Raw genomic sequence first — 18,597 nt, 5'->3', positions numbered from 1 at the left:
ACAGTCATAAATTGAATAATTAAAATCCAGTTACAAAGTGACGTATGACCCGGAATGAAATCCCGAGAACTGCTAGCATAGAGCCACTACTCAATTCGTTCGTTCATCCAGATACGCAGTCGGCCATGAAAGAACCTGTCGAACCCAATCGCGATCGGCTCAAGCAGCTTTTTGCGCAACGAGTCATTCATCAGGCCCGTCAGATCCTCGAGATCTGGCAGCGTCTGCAGCTGGGCGGATGGTCAAGCAGCGGTCAACTCGAACTGCGCGATGCGAGCCTGCGCCTGCAGCGCTTCGGCGAACGCTTCGAACAACCGGAGCACATTGTCCTCGCCCAAGGTATCCGCAACTGCCTGGACGCGGTCGATGCCAATAGCGGCCGCCTCAATAGCGAGTTGATCAGTGAGCTCAACCAGCTGATGCAACGGCTTTCACGCACCGGCCTGCGCCAGGGCGACAAACTCGACGAAACGCCATTGCCGCCCCTGCGCAAGCCGCTGTTCGTGCTGCTCGAAGATGCCGAGCGCGCCGAGCGCCTGGCGCGCCAATTGGAGTTCTTCGGGCTCAGTGCCCAGGCGTTGCCGACACCGACGGTGTTCTTGGCGACCATGGCCGAGCGCCTGCCGTCGGCGATCGTCATGGACGTCGATTTCGGCGGCACCGGCCGCGGCCTGCAACTGGCTGCGCAAGTCCAGCAGGGCCTGGAAAACAAACTGCCGCTGCTGTTTTTCAGTCTGCACGAAACCGACACGCCCACCCGCCTGGCCGCCGTTCGTGCCGGTGGTCAGGAGTTCCTGACCGGGGCGCTGGAAGCCTCGAGCCTGCTGGAGAAAATCGAGACCCTGACCTCGGTAGCGCAGTACGATCCCTATAAAGTGCTGATCATCGACGACTCGCGGGCCCAGGCCATGCACACCGAGCGCCTGCTCAACGGTGCCGGCATCGTCACTCGCACCCTGACCGAGCCGATCCAGACCATGGCCGAGCTGGCGGACTTCCAGCCCGATTTGATCATCCTCGACATGTACATGCCCACCTGCACCGGCACCGAGCTGGCCAAGGTCATTCGCCACAACGATCGCTATGTCAGCGTGCCGATCATTTACCTGTCGGCCGAAGACGATCTGGATAAACAGCTGGACGCCATGAGCGAGGGCGGTGACGACTTCCTCACCAAGCCGATCCGCTCGCGGCACCTGATTACCACGGTGCGCAACCGTGCCGCCCGCGCGCGCCATCTCAAGGCGCGGATGGTGCGCGACAGCCTGACCGGGCTCTATAACCACACGCATATCCTGCAGTTGCTCGAAGACTGCAGTTTCCGGGCGGTGCGCGAAAGCAAGCCGTTGAGCTTCGCCATGCTCGATATCGACCACTTCAAGAAGGTCAACGACAGCCACGGCCACCCCATGGGCGACCGGGTGATCAAGAGCCTGGCGCTGTTCCTCAAGCAGCGTTTGCGCAAGACCGATTTCATCGGCCGTTATGGCGGCGAGGAATTCGCCATCGTCATGCCCGACACCGATCTCGAAGCCGCCTGCGGTGTACTCGACGAAATCCGCGAGCGCTTTGCCGAAATCCATTACCCGGCGCAGCCTCAGGACCTCTCATGCACCTTCAGCGCCGGGGTGGTGCAGTTCAATGAGCGCCTCGACAGCCTGATGATGGCAGCCATGGCCGATGAAGCGCTGTACAGCGCCAAGCGAGCCGGTCGCAATCGAGTGATGCGAGCGGTTTGAGGGCCCCCTCGGCACATCAGGTTACATCCCGATGAAGCTAAGTTAACAGCCACATAATCCCCGGATCGATATGATGGGCGCCTTACTGCTTTGCGAGAACGCCATCATGCGCCGCCTGTTTTTCCTGCTGCTTTTCGCCTTTGCGCTGCCTGTCTTGGGCGCAGGCCTGCTCGACAGCCGCCCGACCTCGGTACTTGGTGCCTCATCGCTGAACAACAGCAGCGACTTTCTACCGGTACGCGAAGCGTTCAAGCTGGAGCTGCGCGAAAGCACGCCAGACCACCTGACGCTGCGCTTCGTCCCCGCCGAAGGCTACTACCTGTACCGCCACCGTATGCAGTTTCGCACCGAACCCGCCGACATCGGCTTGGGCGCGGCGCAGTTGCCGGCCGGCGAAAAAAAGCACGATGAGTATTTCGGCGACGTCGAGGTCTACCACGGCATCATCGACGTCACCCTGCCCCGCCCCGAGAGCGCGCAACGCCCGTTCACCCTGGTGGTGACCTACCAGGGCTGCGCCGACAAAGGCCTGTGCTATCCGCCGGAAACCGAGCGGTTGAGCATTGATGGCCACAGCGCTGCTGCCGACGCACCGGCCATTGCCAGTGATGTCGCAGCCCCTGCCACCTCAGGCTGGAGCTGGCACGAACTGTTGCTGTACCTGCTTGCCGGTATCGGCCTGACGTTCACGCCCTGCGTGCTGCCAATGCTGCCGATCGTTTCCAGTATCGTGTTGCGCGGACAGGTCGGTGGCCTGCGTGGTCTGTCGCTATCACTGGCCTATGCACTGCCGATGGCCGCCTGCTTCGCGCTGCTGGGTGCGTTGATGGGCATGTTTGGCGCCCAGTTCAACCTGCAGGCACGCTTGCAATCGGTCTGGGTATTGGTGCCATTCGCGTTGATTTTCGCGGTATTCGCCTTGGCGATGTTCGGCACGTTCGATCTCAAGCTGCCTCAGGCGCTGAGCCGTCGCCTGGACCGCATCGCGGGCAATGCGCAAGGCGGTTCGCTATGGGGTGCCGCCGTGCTCGGCGTGGTTTCCAGCCTGCTGGTTTCCCCGTGCGTCTCCGCACCGCTGGCCGGCGCGCTGCTGTACATCAGCGCCAGCGGCGATGCCGTCGGCGGCGCCTTGAAACTGTTCGCGCTCGGCGTCGGCATGGGCGTGCCGCTAGTGGTGGTCGCCACCGGTGGCGCGGCCTGGCTGCCGAAAAGCGGTGCCTGGATGGTCTCGGTCAAAAATGCGATCGGGGTGCTGCTGCTGGCTGTCGCAGTGGGCATGCTGAGTCGCGTATTGCCCGGGCCTGTCACCCTGTTGCTGGTCGGGCTGCTGGCGGCCGGTGTCGGGCTGTTCCTCGGCGCACTCGAGTTCGGCGTCAAGACCACGCGCCAGCGTCTGGCCCAGCTCTGCGGCCTGCTGCTGCTGAGCTACGCCCTGGCCAGCTGGGTGGGTGCCTTTAGCGGCCAAAGCGATCCGTTCCAGCCGCTGGGCAACGGCAGCGCATCCCTCGCCAATGGCGGTGCGGCGCATCCCGCCGCCAGCAGTTGGCAAACCATCACCACTGCAGCCCAACTGGACAGTGCACTGGCAGCGGCGAAGGCCGCAGGACGCCCGCTGGTGCTGGACTGGTACGCCGACTGGTGCATCAGCTGCAAGGTGATCGAAGCCAAGGTCCTGACCGACCCAAGCGTCGTTGCTGCTTTGGCCCCGTATGACCGGATACGTTTCGACATGACCGACAGCAATGCCGAGCAACGCGCGATACTGGATCGTTACAAATTGTTTGGCCCTCCCGCCTTCCTGTTTTTCGACGCCCAAGGCCAGGAAACAGTAACGTCGCGTATCGTCGGCGAAATAGATGCGAAAAGTTTTCTCGCCAAAGTGCCAGGCTGAATCGCTTCCGTGAACGCGCGCTGCAACAGCGCGCAACGGCCTCAAACTGGGGCCGTCAGCCACGCCCGTGACCAAAACCGCCCACATAGTCACGCACTTTGCGCAATCATCGGTCAACGTGCTGGCTATTGTGCTTAACTGGACAGTTGGCAGTGCTTTGCGGCATAGTCGCCGCGCACGACACAGACGGACATGAGATGGGACAGCCAATGGCGCTTTTAGCCGCTAGGCACTGGCAGTTTTGCACTGCCCGGCACTCAGGGACGTGACGCGTCGCGATTGCTGAGCATCCCACTCTTCGATGTGCTTTTTTTCAACCGTGTGCGCATACACCGATTTCCGCTGTCACGGCCACGGCCTTCGCAGGCTGCACCGTGATCCGCGCCCCAGGCGCCAGCCATGCCGCTGGCACGCCGGGACGCCGAGGCAGAACACACCACGCCCCTGACCGACCCTTGGGAGTTGATGATTGATGGATATTCGTAAAGTCAAAAAATTGATCGAGCTGCTGGAAGAATCCGGCATCGACGAACTGGAAATCAAGGAAGGCGAAGAATCCGTACGGATCAGCCGCCACAGCAAGACCCCTGCCCAGCAGTACTACGCACCAGCACCGATGCCTGCGCCTGTCGCTGCCCCGGTTGCCGCTGCCGCTCCGGTCGCCGCTGAAGCACCTGCCGCGCCAAAATTGAACGGCACCGTCGCTCGCTCGCCAATGGTCGGTACCTTCTACCGCAAATCTTCGCCTGCCGCGCCAGCCTTCGCTGAAGTCGGCCAGACCGTGAAGAAAGGCGACACCCTGTGCATCGTCGAAGCGATGAAGATGATGAACCACATCGAAGCTGAAACCAGCGGTGTGATCGAATCGATCCTCGTGGAAGACGGCCAGCCGGTTGAATACGACCAGCCTCTCTTCACCATCGTTTGACCCATGCTGCTGCGCCTCAATGGCGTAGCTCCATAAGGAGAAGGCAGCAATGCTGGAAAAAGTACTGATCGCCAACCGCGGTGAGATCGCTCTGCGAATCCTGCGTGCGTGCAAAGAGCTGGGCATCAAGACCGTCGCCGTCTACTCCAAGGCCGACAAGGAACTGATGCACCTGGGCCTGGCCGACGAGTCCGTATGCATCGGCCCGGCGCCGGCCAATCTGTCGTACCTGCACATCCCGGCCATTATCGCGGCTGCCGAAGTCACCGGCGCCACGGCCATCCACCCAGGCTACGGCTTCCTCGCGGAAAACGCCGACTTCGCCGAACAGGTGGAAAAATCCGGCTTCGCGTTCATTGGCCCGAAAGCCGACACCATTCGCCTGATGGGCGACAAGGTTTCGGCCAAGCACGCGATGATCGCTGCCGGCGTGCCAACCGTTCCGGGTTCCGACGGCCCACTGCCTGAAGACGAAGAAACCGCCCTGCGCATCGGCCGTGAAGTCGGCTATCCGGTGATCATCAAGGCCGCTGGCGGCGGCGGTGGTCGCGGCATGCGCGTGGTACACAAGGAAGAAGACCTGATCGCCTCGGCCATACTGACTCGCACCGAAGCCGGTGCCGCGTTCGGCAACCCGATGGTCTATCTGGAAAAATTCCTGACCAACCCGCGTCACGTCGAAGTGCAAGTGCTGTCCGACGGCCAAGGCCAGGCGATCCACCTGGGTGACCGCGACTGCTCGCTGCAGCGCCGCCACCAGAAGGTCCTGGAAGAAGCGCCGGCACCAGGCATCGACGAAACCGCTCGCCAGGAAGTCTTCGCCCGCTGCGTCAAGGCGTGCATAGACATCGGCTACCGCGGCGCCGGTACCTTCGAGTTCCTGTACGAAGACGGTCGGTTCTATTTCATCGAAATGAACACCCGCGTCCAGGTCGAGCACCCGGTTTCGGAAATGGTCACCGGTATCGACATCGTCAAGGAGATGCTCAGCATCGCCGCTGGCAACAAGCTGTCGTACACCCAGGACGACGTCGTCATCCGCGGTCACTCGCTGGAGTGCCGGATCAACGCCGAAGACCCACGCACCTTCATCCCGAGCCCAGGCACGGTCAAGCATTTCCACGCCCCAGGCGGCAACGGCGTACGCGTCGACTCGCACCTGTACAGTGGCTATGCGGTCCCGCCGAACTACGACTCGCTGATCGGCAAGCTGATCACCTACGGCAAAGACCGTGACGAAGCCATGGCGCGCATGCGCAATGCGCTGGACGAGATCGTGGTCGACGGCATCAAGACCAACATCCCGCTGCACCGGGATCTGGTTCGCGACAAAGGCTTCTGCGAGGGTGGTGTGAATATTCACTACCTGGAGCACAAGCTGGCTAGCGAGAAGTGATTCTGTAGCGGAGGCGGCTTGCCCCCCGATAGCTGCAACGCAGGACAAGAACCGGCCAGAGATGGCCGGTTTTTTTATAGGTACTCAGCGCGAATGTTCCGCATATTTGTTGGCAAGGTGCCCATGCGACGAAGCTCCTCGAACAATATACGGCGAGAAAAACGGGTATCGCTCACGAACATCCTTTTTTGCTCCGCCGCACTCTGCAGCGCAAGCCCGCTTCTGTAGTCATAACCAGGGAACATACCTGCCAAGCCAGTCTCGACCTGCGCTTGCCTGGCCAGCAACTCCTTCTTATCCAAAGCCTTCAATTTTGGGACATTCAAATCAAAATCTATTGCCAATAGCTCTGCGCGCCTAGGCATCCACCCCTCAGTACTGTTCAAAGCTCTCATCACGTTACCGCTGCGATACGGCATCTCAGGCTTTGCTGCTCCTCCCACGAAAGCAAATCCCTCGCCTGCAAACGATGAGACTTTTTTGAGGCCACTTGCGCTGGACCCGCGACCTCGACTCAGGGCGCTTGAAAAATCAGGCAGGCCGCCCCAAAAACGCCTGAGAAAGTTACCCGCACCATCGAATGAGTTCAGCAACGGCTTAACCGGAATATGGCCGGTAGGGTCAATAGCATTCAAGGGATCACTGTGGCAGTACACATAAGCATTCATCCCCCCTTGATCGAACGGGCTCAATGAGTCTGGGCTCACAAACCGACCCAGAACCGACGAATACAGCCGATATCCATTTCCTAGCAAATACCCGCCGTGCAACTCCTTGAATCTCCCGTTGAACGCTATTCGACTGCCGTTATCATGCGCGCACCAACCAAAACAGCTATAAGCAAGCGACAGTCCAGCACTATTGGATAGCACCGACTGCCGACTATCACACTGCAACAAATACCGCCGACCATTCCTGGGTTTCATGTCCGTGGCGCTCTGGCATATGGGGATAAACCATCCTGCACATCTGCCCCCTCGCGGGGTACTCACAAATCTGACAGCTTGACAATGACCCTGCCGACAACAAGCCCTACTCGCTACACACCCCGCGCTCGCGTAAACTCCGCGCTTTGCTCTTAGATCAAAGGTACCCGCCATGCCCTGGCTGCAAGTCCGTCTGGCCATCAGCCCAGCACAAGCCGAAACCTATGAAGATGCCCTGCTGGAAGTTGGCGCGGTGTCGGTCACCTTCATGGATGCCGAGGACCAGCCGATCTTCGAGCCAGAGCTCAATACCACGCCGCTGTGGACCCACACCCATCTGCTCGCGCTGTTCGAGGCCGATACCGATGCGCAGGCTGTGTTCGCCCACCTGCAACTGCTGACCGACGCCCAACTGCCCGAGCATCACGCCGAGGTGATCGAGGATCAGGACTGGGAACGCAGCTGGATGGACAACTTCCACCCGATCCGTTTCGGCCAGCGCCTGTGGATCGTCCCGAGCTGGCTCGACGCCCCCGAGCCTGACGCGGTGAACCTGCTGCTCGACCCAGGCCTGGCGTTCGGCACCGGCACCCATCCAACTACCGCACTGTGCCTGGAATGGCTCGATGGCCAGCCGTTGCAGGATTGCGAAGTACTGGATTTCGGCTGCGGCTCGGGCATCCTGGCCATCGCCGCGCTGTTGCTGGGGGCCAAGCATGCGGTCGGTACCGACATCGATGTACAGGCGCTCGAAGCCTCCCGCGACAACGCCGGGCGCAATGGCATTGCCGAGGACTCTTTCCCGCTGTACCTGCCTGAAGACCTGCCGGCCCAACAAGCCGATGTGCTGGTCGCCAACATCCTCGCCGGACCATTGGTCAGCCTGGCACCGCAGCTGTCGACCCTGGTCAAATCCGGTGGCCGCCTCGCATTGTCGGGCATCCTGGCCGAGCAGGGCGAAGAAGTCGCCGCCGCCTATGCTGCGGATTTCGACCTCGATCCGATCGCCAACCGTGATGGCTGGGTACGCATCAGTGGTCGACGCCGCTGAGACCTCTTAAGATATCGCTCGCCACCGCCAGAGCGCCGCTTACCGCCCGGACCCGCGCATGACCGAGAGTTTCGTCACCCAGTGCCCACATTGCCAGACCAGCTTTCGCGTCAGCTACCACCAGCTGAGCGCGGCGCGCGGTGCGGTGCGCTGCGGTTCGTGCCTGCAGGTGTTCAACGCGGCGCGCCAGTTGCTCGAAAAGAGCACGGGACAGTCGGCGGCCGCCTTGTTCGGCGAGGCACCTGCGCACTCACCGTTGCCGACGCTCGGCGAAGCGCCTGCGCCTGCGCCTCAAACAGCCGCACAGCCACCGGTACTGCCACAAGCGCCCGAAGCGCCCGCCTACCGCCGTGTCGAACCCATCAGCCAGCGGCGCTGGGCCGCCGCTGCTGAAATTGACCTCGAACACCTCGACCTCGACAACGAACTGGCCCGCCTGGAGCAGCGCTTCACGCCAAGCACCGGCAACGCCGAGCATCCGGGGCCGGGGCGCGAAGACCAGCTCAGTGCCCGCCGTGATGAGCCAGAGGCGGTCGACCACGACTTCGATGATGATGACTCGCTGACCGAGCCGCGGCTTGGTGAGCACCAGGGCATTTCACAGGGGCGACAAGAACTTCGCGCGCAGAGCCCACTCCCACCGGAGCGGCTGCGCGCCGAGCGAGACGCAGAGCCCGCCGTCTACCATTACCTGGCAGAAGACGCGCACACCCCCGCACCACTGGTCGACGAGCACTTGGCACCCGTTACCCAGCCCGACGCCCGCGCCGAGCCGTCCCTGACCCGTCTGGAGGACGAGTTCGACGAACACGACCGCCGTGCGCCCCACCACGAACGACGCCAGCGCCGCTCGGCCATCGAAGCCGCCGACGAAAGCCTGCGCCGGGTCGACGCCACGCCGCTCAAGCCCGCCAAGGCCCGCCGGGCCGAACCACGGATGCGCGACGCCGACCTGCCGGATTTGTCCGAAGACCCTCTCGAACTGCAATGGCAGAAATCCCAGAGCTCATGGGGCAAGCGTCTGCTCTGGAGCTTGCTGGCATTGATTGCGGCACTGACACTGGCCGGCCAGTACGTGGCCTATCACTTCGACGAACTGGCTCGCCAGGACGCCTATCGCCCCTGGTTCCAGCAGTTCTGCCCCGTCGTGGGCTGCGAGGTACCGTCCAAGGTCGATATTGCCCTGATCAAGAGCAGCAATCTGGTGGTGCGCAGCCATCCGCAGTTCAGCGGCGCGCTGATCGTCGACGCGATCATCTATAACCGCGCGCCCTTCTCCCAGCCGTTTCCGCTGCTGGAACTGCGTTTTGCCGACCTCGACGGCAAGCTGATCGCCAGCCGTCGCTTCAAGCCCAGCGAATACCTCAGCGGCGACCTGGCGGGCCAGACCGACATGCCGCCGCAAACACCGATCCACATCGCCCTCGACATCCTCGACCCAGGCAGCAAGGCGGTGAACTACAGCTTGAGCTTCCAGTCGCCGGAATAGCCCGCACACCCTCAAACGGCTTGGCATTCGCGAACAACTGTTCAGATTTTATCCAAATCGATCTTTATCCAGTCATCGAGAGCGGGTATTATGCCAACCCTTTTTCGAACTCTCCTGATCCTGCCCCACAACAGGGAAGACCCAATGTCGGCGGTACGCATCGGCCCTTACACAGTCAGCAATGGTTTGATCCTGGCCCCCATGGCCGGGGTCACGGACCAGCCCTTTCGTCAGCTTTGCCGACGACTGGGTGCAGGCCTGGTGGTTTCGGAAATGGTCAGCAGTGACATGAGCCTGTGGAACACCCGCAAGTCGCGTCTGCGCATGATCCACGATGGCGATCCCGAGCCCCGCTCGGTACAGATCGCCGGTGGCGATGCGCAGATGCTGGCCGCGGCGGCCCGGGCCAACGTCGAGCTGGGTGCGCAGATCATCGATATCAACATGGGTTGCCCAGCCAAGAAGGTGTGCAACAAGGCGGCGGGTTCTGCGCTGCTCAAGGACGAAGCCCTGGTAGAGGAGATTCTCCAGGCGGTGGTTGCCGCGGTGGATGTACCGGTGACCTTGAAAATTCGCACGGGCTGGGACCGGGACAACAAGAACGGCCTCACCGTGGCAAGAATCGCCGAACAGGCGGGTATTACCGCGCTGGCCGTGCATGGCCGCACTCGCGCCGACCTGTACACCGGGGAGGCCGAGTACGACACCATCGCAGCGATCAAGCAGGCCGTGTCGATCCCGGTATTCGCCAATGGCGACATCGATTCGCCAGAAAAAGCCCGTCACGTGCTGCAAGCGACCGGTGCCGACGGTGTATTGATCGGCCGGGCGGCGCAGGGCCGGCCATGGATTTTTCGAGAAATAGAGCACTACCTGCGTACGGGTGAAAAACTGCCGGCGCCGCAACTGAGTGAAGTGGAATGCATCCTGCTAGAGCACCTGGCCGCGCTGCATGAGTTTTACGGTGACGTGATGGGTGTGCGTATCGCGCGCAAGCACGTTGGCTGGTACCTGGCCACCCTGCCGGGCGCCCGCGAGTTCCGTAGCCGCTTCAACACGCTGGACGATACGGCGGCACAAAGGGCCAATGTTCGCGCGTTTTTCAGCGAACATCACGAGAGCCTGGCAACAAAGGACGGAAATGGGGTGGCCGCATGACCATGATGACCGAGACATTAGTGAGTGGAACAACACCCGTGAGCGACAACGTCAATTTGAAACAGCACCTCAACACGCCTAGCGAAGAGGGTCAGACCCTTCGCGGCAGTGTCGAGAAGGCGCTGCACAATTATTTCGCGCACCTAGAAGGCGCAGCCGTCACGGATGTGTACAACCTCGTGCTCTCCGAAGTCGAAGCCCCGTTGCTCGAAAGCGTGATGAACTACGTCAAGGGCAACCAGACCAAAGCCAGCGAAATGCTCGGCCTCAATCGTGGCACCCTGCGCAAGAAGCTCAAACAGTACGATCTGCTTTAAGCATGCATTCAAACCAGAAAAGGCGACTCGTGATGAGCTCGCCTTTTTTGCTGACTTTCCCTGCTTTAAATGGAAACTGAAATGACCGACCAGACCACCCGACTGCCGATCCGCCGCGCCTTGATCAGCGTTTCCGACAAGACCGGGATTCTCGAGTTCGCCCGCGAGCTCGAAAGCCTCGGCGTCGAGATCCTGTCGACCGGCGGCACCTTCAAACTGCTGCGCGACAATGGCGTCGCCGCAGTCGAAGTGGCGGACTACACCGGCTTCGCGGAAATGATGGACGGCCGGGTGAAGACCCTGCACCCGAAAATCCACGGCGGCATCCTTGGCCGTCGCGGCATCGACGACGCCATCATGAGCGAGCACGGCATCAAGCCGATCGATCTGGTAGCGGTCAACCTGTACCCCTTCGAAGCGACCATTTCCAAGCCGGGCTGCGACCTGCCGACCGCCATCGAGAACATCGACATCGGCGGCCCGACCATGGTCCGCTCGGCCGCCAAGAACCACAAAGACGTGGCCATCGTGGTCAACGCCAGCGACTACGCCAACGTCCTGACCAGCCTCAAGGCCGGCGGCCTGACCTACGCGCAGCGCTTCGACCTGATGCTCAAGGCCTTCGAACACACTGCCGCCTATGACGGCATGATCGCCAACTACATGGGCACCGTGAACCAGGCCGCCGAAACCCTGAGCACAGAAGGCCGCAGCGAATTCCCGCGCACCTTCAACAGCCAGTTCGTCAAGGCCCAGGAAATGCGCTACGGCGAGAACCCGCACCAGAGCGCGGCGTTCTACGTTGAAGCCAAGCCAGCCGAAGTCGGCATCGCCACCGCTACCCAGCTGCAGGGCAAGGAATTGTCCTACAACAACGTCGCCGATACCGACGCTGCGCTGGAGTGCGTGAAGAGCTTCGTCAAGCCGGCCTGCGTGATCGTCAAGCACGCCAACCCGTGCGGCGTGGCAGTCTGCCCGGATGCCGAAGGCGGTATCCGCCAGGCCTACGAGCTGGCGTACGCCACCGACACCGAGTCGGCTTTCGGCGGCATCATCGCCTTTAACCGCGAGCTGGACGCCGAGACCGCCAAGGCCATCGTCGAGCGCCAGTTCGTCGAAGTGATCATCGCCCCGAGCGTCAGCGAAGCGGCCCGCGCGGTGATCGCCGCCAAAGCCAACGTGCGCCTGCTGGTGTGCGGTGATTGGGCACAGGATCGCGCCGCTGCCTGGGATTACAAACGCGTCAACGGCGGCCTGCTGGTGCAGAGCCGTGACATCGGCATGATCGGCGCCGACGACTTGAAGATCGTCACTCAGCGCGCTCCGTCCGAGACCGAAATCCACGACCTGATCTTCGCCTGGAAAGTGGCCAAGTACGTCAAGTCCAACGCCATCGTCTACGCCAAGAACCGCCAGACCATCGGTGTTGGCGCCGGCCAGATGAGCCGCGTCAACTCCGCACGCATCGCCGCCATCAAGGCCGAGCACGCCGGCTTGCAGGTACAGGGTGCGGTGATGGCCTCGGACGCGTTCTTCCCGTTCCGCGACGGTATCGATAACGCGGCTAAAGTGGGTATCACCGCGGTGATCCAGCCGGGCGGTTCGATGCGTGACGCCGAAGTGATTGCCGCGGCCGACGAAGCCGGCATCGCGATGGTGTTCACCGGTATGCGCCACTTCCGCCATTAAAAGCAGGTTCACGCTGTAAGTTTCAAACTGCAAGTGGAGGCAGAGCGGTGTTGGTCCTGCTTCCAGTTGCAGCTCCCACATTCATGGCCATGAGCTGCAATCAAGAGCACCCCATTCGCTTTTACTTGCAGCTTGTAGCTTGCAGCTTTCAACTACCTCCGAAGGAGCGTGCTTTGAACGTATTGATCATCGGCAGCGGCGGACGTGAACACGCCCTGGCCTGGAAAGTCGCTCAAGACCCCCGCGTCGAGAAAGTCTTCGTCGCCCCCGGCAACGCCGGTACCGCCATCGAAGCGAAATGCGAAAACGTCGCCATCGACGTGCTCGCGCTGGAACAGCTGGCCGATTTTGCCGAGAAAAATGTCTCGCTGACCATCGTCGGCCCGGAAGTACCGCTGGTGGCTGGCGTCGTCGACCTGTTCCGCAGCCGCGGCCTGGACTGCTTCGGTCCGACTGCCGGTGCCGCGCAACTGGAAGGTTCGAAAGCCTTTACCAAGGATTTCCTGGCGCGCCACAAGATCCCCACCGCTGACTATCAGAACTTCACCGAAATCGAGCCGGCGCTGGCGTACCTGCGTGAAAAAGGCGCACCGATCGTCATCAAGGCCGACGGCCTGGCGGCCGGTAAAGGCGTGATCGTCGCCATGACCCTGACTGAAGCCGAAGATGCCGTGCGCGACATGCTCGCCGGCAACGCCTTCGGTGACGCCGGTTCGCGGGTGGTCATCGAAGAGTTCCTCGATGGCGAAGAAGCCAGCTTTATCGTCATGGTCGACGGCAAGAACGTCCTGCCTATGGCCACCAGCCAGGACCACAAGCGCGTCGGCAACGGCGACAGCGGCCCGAACACCGGCGGCATGGGCGCTTATTCCCCGGCGCCAGTGGTGACCGCCGACGTCCACCAGCGGGTCATGGACCTGGTGATCTGGCCGACCGTGCGCGGCATGGCCGATGAAGGCAACGTCTACACCGGTTTCCTCTATGCAGGCTTGATGATCGACAAAGCCGGCAACCCCAAGGTCATCGAGTTCAACTGCCGCTTTGGCGACCCGGAAACCCAACCGGTCATGCTGCGCCTGCAGTCGAGCCTGGTATTGCTGGTCGAGGCTGCACTGGCGCAAGCGCTGGACAAAGTCGAAGCGCAGTGGGACCCGCGCCCAAGCCTGGGCGTGGTGCTGGCCGCAGGCGGCTACCCGGGCGATTACGCCAAGGGCGCCGCGATCACCGGCCTGGAGGCTGCCGCCAGTCTGGAAGGCAAAGTATTCCACGCCGGCACCGCATTGGTTGACGGCCAGGTGGTGACCGCTGGCGGTCGCGTGCTCTGCGCCACGGCGCTGGGCCGCAGCGTGGCTGATGCTCAGGCGCAAGCCTATGAATTGGCAGACAAAATCGATTGGGCTGGATGCTTCTATCGTGACGACATCGGCTACCGGGCAATTGCTCGCGAGCGTGGCGAAGATTCGCTGTAAACTCCTGACGCGGCTCAGGGCGCGCGCTCACCCGCTCGCGCCCTGCGCCACGGCACCGGCCAAGCGCTATAGTGCACTTGCCATGCGCTTGAAGCGCCGCGCATAGTTACAAAAGGCATTTACTCACGAAGGGATTTCGCCGTGCGCAGGCCCAGGAACGCCATTACTCTCATCGTCAGCTTGCTGGCCATGCTCTGCCTCTGCTCGGTGCATGCCGAACAGAGCAGCGGCTGGTCGGTATTGCTCGATGGGCAGGCTAACCTGCAGTTAAGCGACGTTCGTTCGCAACGCTATCAAAACGAATTCAGCCCCATCGAGTTGCGCGACCTGAACGCCGCGCGGCCCGACGAGGCGTTGTGGTTGCATTACCACCTGGCGCCGGGCAACGATCAGCAATTGCTGCGCATCTATGCCCCGGACCTGAACAAGCTCGACCTCTACGTGCTCGATGGCGATTTTGTGGTCCGCCAGAGCCAGGCTGGCAGTACCCATGCCGCTGGTGACCCCTTCCCCACCAGCACCGACCGCCTGTTAGCCCTGCCGATCAGCCAGAGGCCGCTGGACGTCTATGTGCGCATGGTGTCGGAACATCAGCTCAGGCCCAGCATCACCCTCGAAACAGCGCTGGCCGCAGCCAGCGATCAGCGCGAGCCGATGTTATTCGGCCTGCTGTTCGGCGCACTGTTCATGATCGCGCTGCACAACCTGGTCCGCTACGGCTACGGCCGCTCCAGCTCTTCGTTCTGGCTGGCCGGCAGTCAGTTGATGCTGTTGCTGACCGGCATGCTGCTGATGAATCTGGTCTCGCCAGTGTTGCTCAAATGGAGCCCGGCCCAAACGCCCGCCGCCTACGTCACCATGCTGTTGGCGGTGATCTGCGGGCTGATGTTCACTCAGCGTTTTTTCACTCCGCGCAGCCATCTGCCCCTGACCCGGCTGCTGTACGCGCAAATACTGCTGATTGGCGTGGGCAGCCTGTTGCTGCTGTTCATTGATGCCCTGCCCATGAATCTCATGACCTACGGCTTCGTCGGCATGGGCTCGGTGACCATGCTGTTGATCGCGGCCTGGCACTGGCAAGCGGGCTACCGGCCGGCGCGGCTGTTTACCCTGGCCATGCTGCTGGTCAATCTGGCCATCCTGGTGGTGGTGCCTGCCCTGCTAGGCCTGACCCGCACCCCGACGCAGTGGCTGATCTTCACCCTCGTCGGTTTCGCCGTGATCTCCGGCACCATTCTCAACGTGGCCCTGAGCGAGCGCCTGCGCAGCATCAACGAGGACCGGGTGAGCGCCAGCCGCGAACTCGCCGCCAGCACCGCTGAAATCAACGCCAAGGCCGAATTCCTCGCCTCCCTGAGCCACGAAATCCGTACCCCTATGAATGGCGTGCTGGGCATGACCGAATTGCTCCTGGGCACGCCGCTGTCGGTCAACCAGCGCGATTACGTGCAGACCATTCACAGCGCCGGTAATGAGCTGCTGACCTTGATCAACGAGATCCTCGACATCTCCAAGATCGAATCCGGGCAGATCGAGCTCGACGACGTGCAGTTCGATCTCAATGCGCTGATCGAGGACTGCCTGAACATCTTCCGCGCCAAGGCCGAGCAGCAGAACGTCGAGCTCATCAGCTTTACCCAGCCGCAGGTCCCGCGGGTGATCAGCGGCGACCCGACGCGCCTGCGCCAGGCCCTGCTCAGTTTGCTCGACAACGCGCTGCGCAAGACCGAACAGGGCGAAGTATTGCTGGTGGTGGCGCTCGATCAGCGCGCCGGTCAACCGCGTCTGCGCATCGCCGTGCAAGACAGTGGCGAGCCGCTACCCGATGCCGAGCGCGACGCCTTGCTGCACACCGAACTGCGCAGCCAGGACCTGCTGGCCAGCAACACGCTGGGCGGCCACCTGGGGCTGGTGATTGCGCGGCAGTTGATCATGCTCATGCAAGGCGAGTTCGGCATCAAGACCGGCAGCCAGCAGGGCAGTACCTTCTGGCTGACGCTGCCGCTGGACCCACTGCGCCTGGAGCAGGCGCCGTCGGATCTGGATGCCTCGCTGCGCGACGCGCGGGTGTTGGTGGTCGACGACAACGACACCTGCCGCAAGGTGCTGGTGCAGCAGTGCAGCGCCTGGGGCCTGAACGTCAGCGCCGTAGCCTCAGGCAAGGAAGCCCTCGCCCTGCTGCGCACCAAGGCGCATCTGCGCGACTACTTCGATGTAGTACTGCTGGACCAGAACATGCCTGGCATGACCGGCATGCAACTGGCCGCCAAGATCAAGGAAGACCCGAGCCTGAACCACGATATCCTGGTGATCATGCTCACCGGTATCAGCAACGCTCCCAGCAAGATCATCGCCCGCAACGCCGGGATCAAACGCATCCTTGCCAAGCCGGTGGCCGGCTATACGCTGCGCACTACCCTGGCCGACGAACTGGCGCAGCGCCACAGCGCGCCGCCGCCCGAGTTCGCGACGTACCTGCCGGCAGCACCGGCCCCTGACGTGCCGAACGACTTCCGCATTCTGGTGGCCGAAGACAACACCATTTCCACCAAGGTCATCCGCGGCATGCTCGGCAAGCTCAATCTGCAGCCCGACACCGCCAGCAACGGCGAAGAAGCCTTGCTGGCCATGAAGTCGCAGCGCTACGACCTGGTGCTGATGGATTGCGAGATGCCCATCCTCGACGGCTTCAGCGCCACCGCGCAGCTGCGTGCCTGGGAAATGGGCCATCAACGAGTGCGCACCCCCGTGGTGGCCCTGACCGCGCATATCCTCAGCGAGCACAAGGAACGCGCGCGTCTGGCCGGCATGGATGGCCACATGGCCAAGCCGGTGGAGCTGTCGCAGTTGCGCGAGGTGATCGAGCACTGGGTGGCGCAACGCGATACCCGCCAGGACGAAATCCAGCAAGGCTGACGCTTACAACGGATAGATCCGGGTTTCGATCTGTTGGCGCAGAGTGTCGAGCACCTGTTGCCGATGTCGTTCGAAATGCCCCGGACGAAACGCGATCACCGCCAAGCGCTCCTCGACCTGTTGCGTCGTGGTGATCTGCGAAAAAAAACGGCCTTTGGTCATCGTGCGCTGATCCTGGAACTGGCGCTGATACAACAACGCTTCGACCATGCCATTGGCCCCCGTCATGCTCGGCAAGAAGCGGTACACCGCCGATTGCCCGACCACCGTATTGCGCACCATCACGCGTTGTGCCGCTTGGTCCTGCTCCAGCCGTTGCAGGGCTGGCGCTTGCAGTCCGCTACCGGGCAGGCCGATGTCCTTGACCGCCTGCAACGTCACCGGGCTGATGTCATCGGCAGGCAGATAACTGGAGGATGTTCCGGAATCGGGCAGGTACAGCTCGTACCAGCCGAGAAACTCCAGCCTTCTTTTGTAATAGGCAAACCAATCGTCCGTGGCCTCACGCTCCCGGGCGGCGCGCATGAGTATCTGGACCAACTGATGACAGAGGAGAATGTCGTGCTTGTCCTGTCGCGAGATCTGCGCGCTGAACGCGACCAGGCTGCTAGGCAGCACCGCCACGTCGGTTTCATCGACTGCCCGCTGCAACGAGGCTTCCCAGTCATCCGTGCGGCTTGCCGAGCGGGAGGTCAGGCGTTGCGTGGGCGCCAGCGACGCGATCATCGCGCGGGTGTCGTCGTGGCTGGGTGCCGGGGGAATTGTTCGAGTCATGCTGTGTACTCCTGAAACGGTAACCGCTCGACGACTTCCCTGGCCCGGTGCTCGCCCACGAGGCTCTCCAGACGCTCGCGAAATGATGCGTAGTGCAGCTCGGAAAGCTCGCCGACGAAGGATTTGATCTGAACAGTGCCGATGAGCTTGGCGCCGTCGAATTGTTGTTCGAAGAGGTTCGTGGCCAGGCGCTCACGGGTGGCGAACTGCACGGTCAGCAACTCGATTCGCCGCCCCGGCAGGATCATCCCGACATGCACCGCCACCACCGCATGCGGGCTCGGACGAGGCGCCGCCCGCAGTCCCGACGCAGGCGCCTGGGGCTCTGCAGCGACCACCTCGGGTAGCGAATGCCGAGGCAAATCCACTGCGTGGCTATCATCAGCTTCGCCGCCGTCGACCGCATCCATGCCCACATACCCGGCGATATTGCGTTGCAATACCTGCAACGCCTTGTCGGTGCCAGGCAGCGAAGCCACATACGCACAAAGGCGTTCGCCTGCCTGCTGTTGGCCGCGCGTAAGGGGCAAGTCCTCGGCGGCTATCAGTTGAGCAAGGCGAAAATGTGCGTCGGCGCTACGCGATCGATATCCCGCCTTCAGCGGCGCCCAGCCAAACTGCTTGAGCGCCCCCATAAAGACTTCCTGCCACAGATCCGGCGCGGTGAAGGATGGATGCTTCTTGTTGGCGGCCAGCTGCACGTAAAGCAGCGAAGTCATGACGTCACGATATTCCTGCTCATTGATCGTCGGCATCCATAACAGGCAACCGGCGTTGATGACCGCCTGGTAGTTTGCATCTGGCATAAGTTTTCCTCGGGCATCCAGGCACGCAGCAGCCCGGTAAGCGGCTGC

14 protein-coding genes are annotated in these 18,597 nt (G+C 62.1%); 11 read left to right on the top strand and 3 right to left on the bottom strand.

Going from position 1 to position 18,597, the window contains the following annotated elements; all coding sequences use genetic code 11:
* Nucleotides 1-125: 125 nt before the first annotated feature.
* The 4 genes from LIX93_RS19135 to accC all read left to right on the top strand — a co-directional run bounded on the left by LIX93_RS19135 (nt 126) and on the right by accC (nt 5,954).
* Complete coding sequence (locus LIX93_RS19135) at nt 126-1,739, top strand: diguanylate cyclase (RefSeq protein WP_226505616.1); 1,614 nt, start codon at nt 126-128, stop codon at nt 1,737-1,739.
* A gap of 106 nt (nt 1,740-1,845) precedes the next feature.
* Nucleotides 1,846-3,630 carry a protein-disulfide reductase DsbD gene (locus LIX93_RS19130; protein ID WP_226505664.1) on the top strand — a complete coding sequence of 595 codons (1,785 nt, stop codon included), beginning with the start codon at nt 1,846-1,848 and terminating at the stop codon, nt 3,628-3,630.
* Nucleotides 3,631-4,102: 472 nt separating this feature from the next.
* A complete protein-coding gene (gene accB / locus LIX93_RS19125) occupies nt 4,103-4,558 on the top strand; it encodes an acetyl-CoA carboxylase biotin carboxyl carrier protein (RefSeq protein WP_226505615.1) in 456 nt (151 codons plus the stop codon).
* A 49-nt stretch (nt 4,559-4,607) separates the two neighbouring features.
* Complete coding sequence (gene accC / locus LIX93_RS19120) at nt 4,608-5,954, top strand: acetyl-CoA carboxylase biotin carboxylase subunit (RefSeq protein ID WP_226505614.1); 1,347 nt, start codon at nt 4,608-4,610, stop codon at nt 5,952-5,954.
* 74 nt (nt 5,955-6,028) lie between these two features.
* Here accC and LIX93_RS19115 read toward each other — a convergent pair whose 3' ends face one another.
* Entirely contained in the window at nt 6,029-6,880 is an 852-nt protein-coding gene (locus LIX93_RS19115) for an RHS repeat-associated core domain-containing protein (RefSeq protein ID WP_226505613.1), read from the bottom strand.
* Nucleotides 6,881-7,052: 172 nt separating this feature from the next.
* Here LIX93_RS19115 and prmA point away from each other — a divergent pair, with 172 nt between their 5' ends.
* The 7 genes from prmA (at nt 7,053) to LIX93_RS19080 (ending at nt 16,969) form a co-directional block, all read left to right on the top strand.
* Nucleotides 7,053-7,931: a 50S ribosomal protein L11 methyltransferase gene (prmA, locus tag LIX93_RS19110; protein ID WP_226505612.1), complete on the top strand. Its 879-nt coding sequence runs from the start codon at nt 7,053-7,055 to the stop codon at nt 7,929-7,931.
* 58 nt (nt 7,932-7,989) lie between these two features.
* Nucleotides 7,990-9,420 carry a DUF3426 domain-containing protein gene (locus LIX93_RS19105; RefSeq protein WP_226505611.1) on the top strand — a complete coding sequence of 477 codons (1,431 nt, stop codon included), beginning with the start codon at nt 7,990-7,992 and terminating at the stop codon, nt 9,418-9,420.
* Between the two features lie 144 nt (nt 9,421-9,564).
* Nucleotides 9,565-10,578 (top strand): tRNA dihydrouridine synthase DusB, encoded by a 1,014-nt coding sequence (gene dusB, locus LIX93_RS19100; RefSeq protein WP_226505610.1) that lies wholly within the window; start codon nt 9,565-9,567, stop codon nt 10,576-10,578.
* Complete coding sequence (gene fis, locus LIX93_RS19095) at nt 10,575-10,895, top strand: DNA-binding transcriptional regulator Fis (RefSeq protein ID WP_008368706.1); 321 nt, start codon at nt 10,575-10,577, stop codon at nt 10,893-10,895. Before dusB ends, fis begins: the two co-directional genes overlap by 4 nt.
* An 81-nt stretch (nt 10,896-10,976) precedes the next feature.
* Nucleotides 10,977-12,584 (top strand): bifunctional phosphoribosylaminoimidazolecarboxamide formyltransferase/IMP cyclohydrolase, encoded by a 1,608-nt coding sequence (gene purH / locus LIX93_RS19090; protein WP_226505609.1) that lies wholly within the window; start codon nt 10,977-10,979, stop codon nt 12,582-12,584.
* 173 nt (nt 12,585-12,757) lie between these two features.
* Nucleotides 12,758-14,053, top strand: coding sequence for a phosphoribosylamine--glycine ligase (gene purD / locus LIX93_RS19085; protein WP_226505608.1), 1,296 nt, complete (start codon nt 12,758-12,760; stop codon nt 14,051-14,053).
* 141 nt (nt 14,054-14,194) lie between these two features.
* Nucleotides 14,195-16,969, top strand: coding sequence for a hybrid sensor histidine kinase/response regulator (locus LIX93_RS19080; RefSeq protein ID WP_226505607.1), 2,775 nt, complete (start codon nt 14,195-14,197; stop codon nt 16,967-16,969).
* 3 nt (nt 16,970-16,972) lie between these two features.
* Here LIX93_RS19080 and LIX93_RS19075 read toward each other — a convergent pair whose 3' ends face one another.
* Entirely contained in the window at nt 16,973-17,743 is a 771-nt protein-coding gene (locus LIX93_RS19075; RefSeq protein ID WP_226505606.1) for a hypothetical protein, read from the bottom strand.
* Nucleotides 17,740-18,549, bottom strand: coding sequence for a hypothetical protein (locus LIX93_RS19070; protein WP_226505605.1), 810 nt, complete (start codon nt 18,547-18,549; stop codon nt 17,740-17,742). The genes LIX93_RS19075 and LIX93_RS19070 overlap by 4 nt, the downstream gene beginning before the upstream one ends.
* Between the last annotated feature and the right edge of the window lie 48 nt (nt 18,550-18,597).

The organism is Pseudomonas sp. MWU16-30317 (assembly GCF_020515695.1).
Lineage (GTDB): Bacteria > Pseudomonadota > Gammaproteobacteria > Pseudomonadales > Pseudomonadaceae > Aquipseudomonas.
Note: the sequence above shows the minus strand (reverse complement) of the source record. Positions and strands in the feature narration are given on the sequence as shown.

What these genes read in the sequence shown, in the direction of transcription:
- LIX93_RS19135 (WP_226505616.1), top strand. Translation starts at nt 126, where the DNA reads ATGAAAGAACCTGTCGAACCCAATCGCGATCGGCTCAAGCAGCTTTTT.
- LIX93_RS19130 (WP_226505664.1), top strand. Translation starts at nt 1,846, where the DNA reads ATGCGCCGCCTGTTTTTCCTGCTGCTTTTCGCCTTTGCGCTGCCTGTC.
- accB (WP_226505615.1), top strand. Translation starts at nt 4,103, where the DNA reads ATGGATATTCGTAAAGTCAAAAAATTGATCGAGCTGCTGGAAGAATCC.
- accC (WP_226505614.1), top strand. Translation starts at nt 4,608, where the DNA reads ATGCTGGAAAAAGTACTGATCGCCAACCGCGGTGAGATCGCTCTGCGA.
- LIX93_RS19115 (WP_226505613.1), bottom strand. Translation starts at nt 6,880, where the DNA reads ATGAAACCCAGGAATGGTCGGCGGTATTTGTTGCAGTGTGATAGTCGG.
- prmA (WP_226505612.1), top strand. Translation starts at nt 7,053, where the DNA reads ATGCCCTGGCTGCAAGTCCGTCTGGCCATCAGCCCAGCACAAGCCGAA.
- LIX93_RS19105 (WP_226505611.1), top strand. Translation starts at nt 7,990, where the DNA reads ATGACCGAGAGTTTCGTCACCCAGTGCCCACATTGCCAGACCAGCTTT.
- dusB (WP_226505610.1), top strand. Translation starts at nt 9,565, where the DNA reads ATGTCGGCGGTACGCATCGGCCCTTACACAGTCAGCAATGGTTTGATC.
- fis (WP_008368706.1), top strand. Translation starts at nt 10,575, where the DNA reads ATGACCATGATGACCGAGACATTAGTGAGTGGAACAACACCCGTGAGC.
- purH (WP_226505609.1), top strand. Translation starts at nt 10,977, where the DNA reads ATGACCGACCAGACCACCCGACTGCCGATCCGCCGCGCCTTGATCAGC.
- LIX93_RS19075 (WP_226505606.1), bottom strand. Translation starts at nt 17,743, where the DNA reads ATGACTCGAACAATTCCCCCGGCACCCAGCCACGACGACACCCGCGCG.
- LIX93_RS19070 (WP_226505605.1), bottom strand. Translation starts at nt 18,549, where the DNA reads ATGCCAGATGCAAACTACCAGGCGGTCATCAACGCCGGTTGCCTGTTA.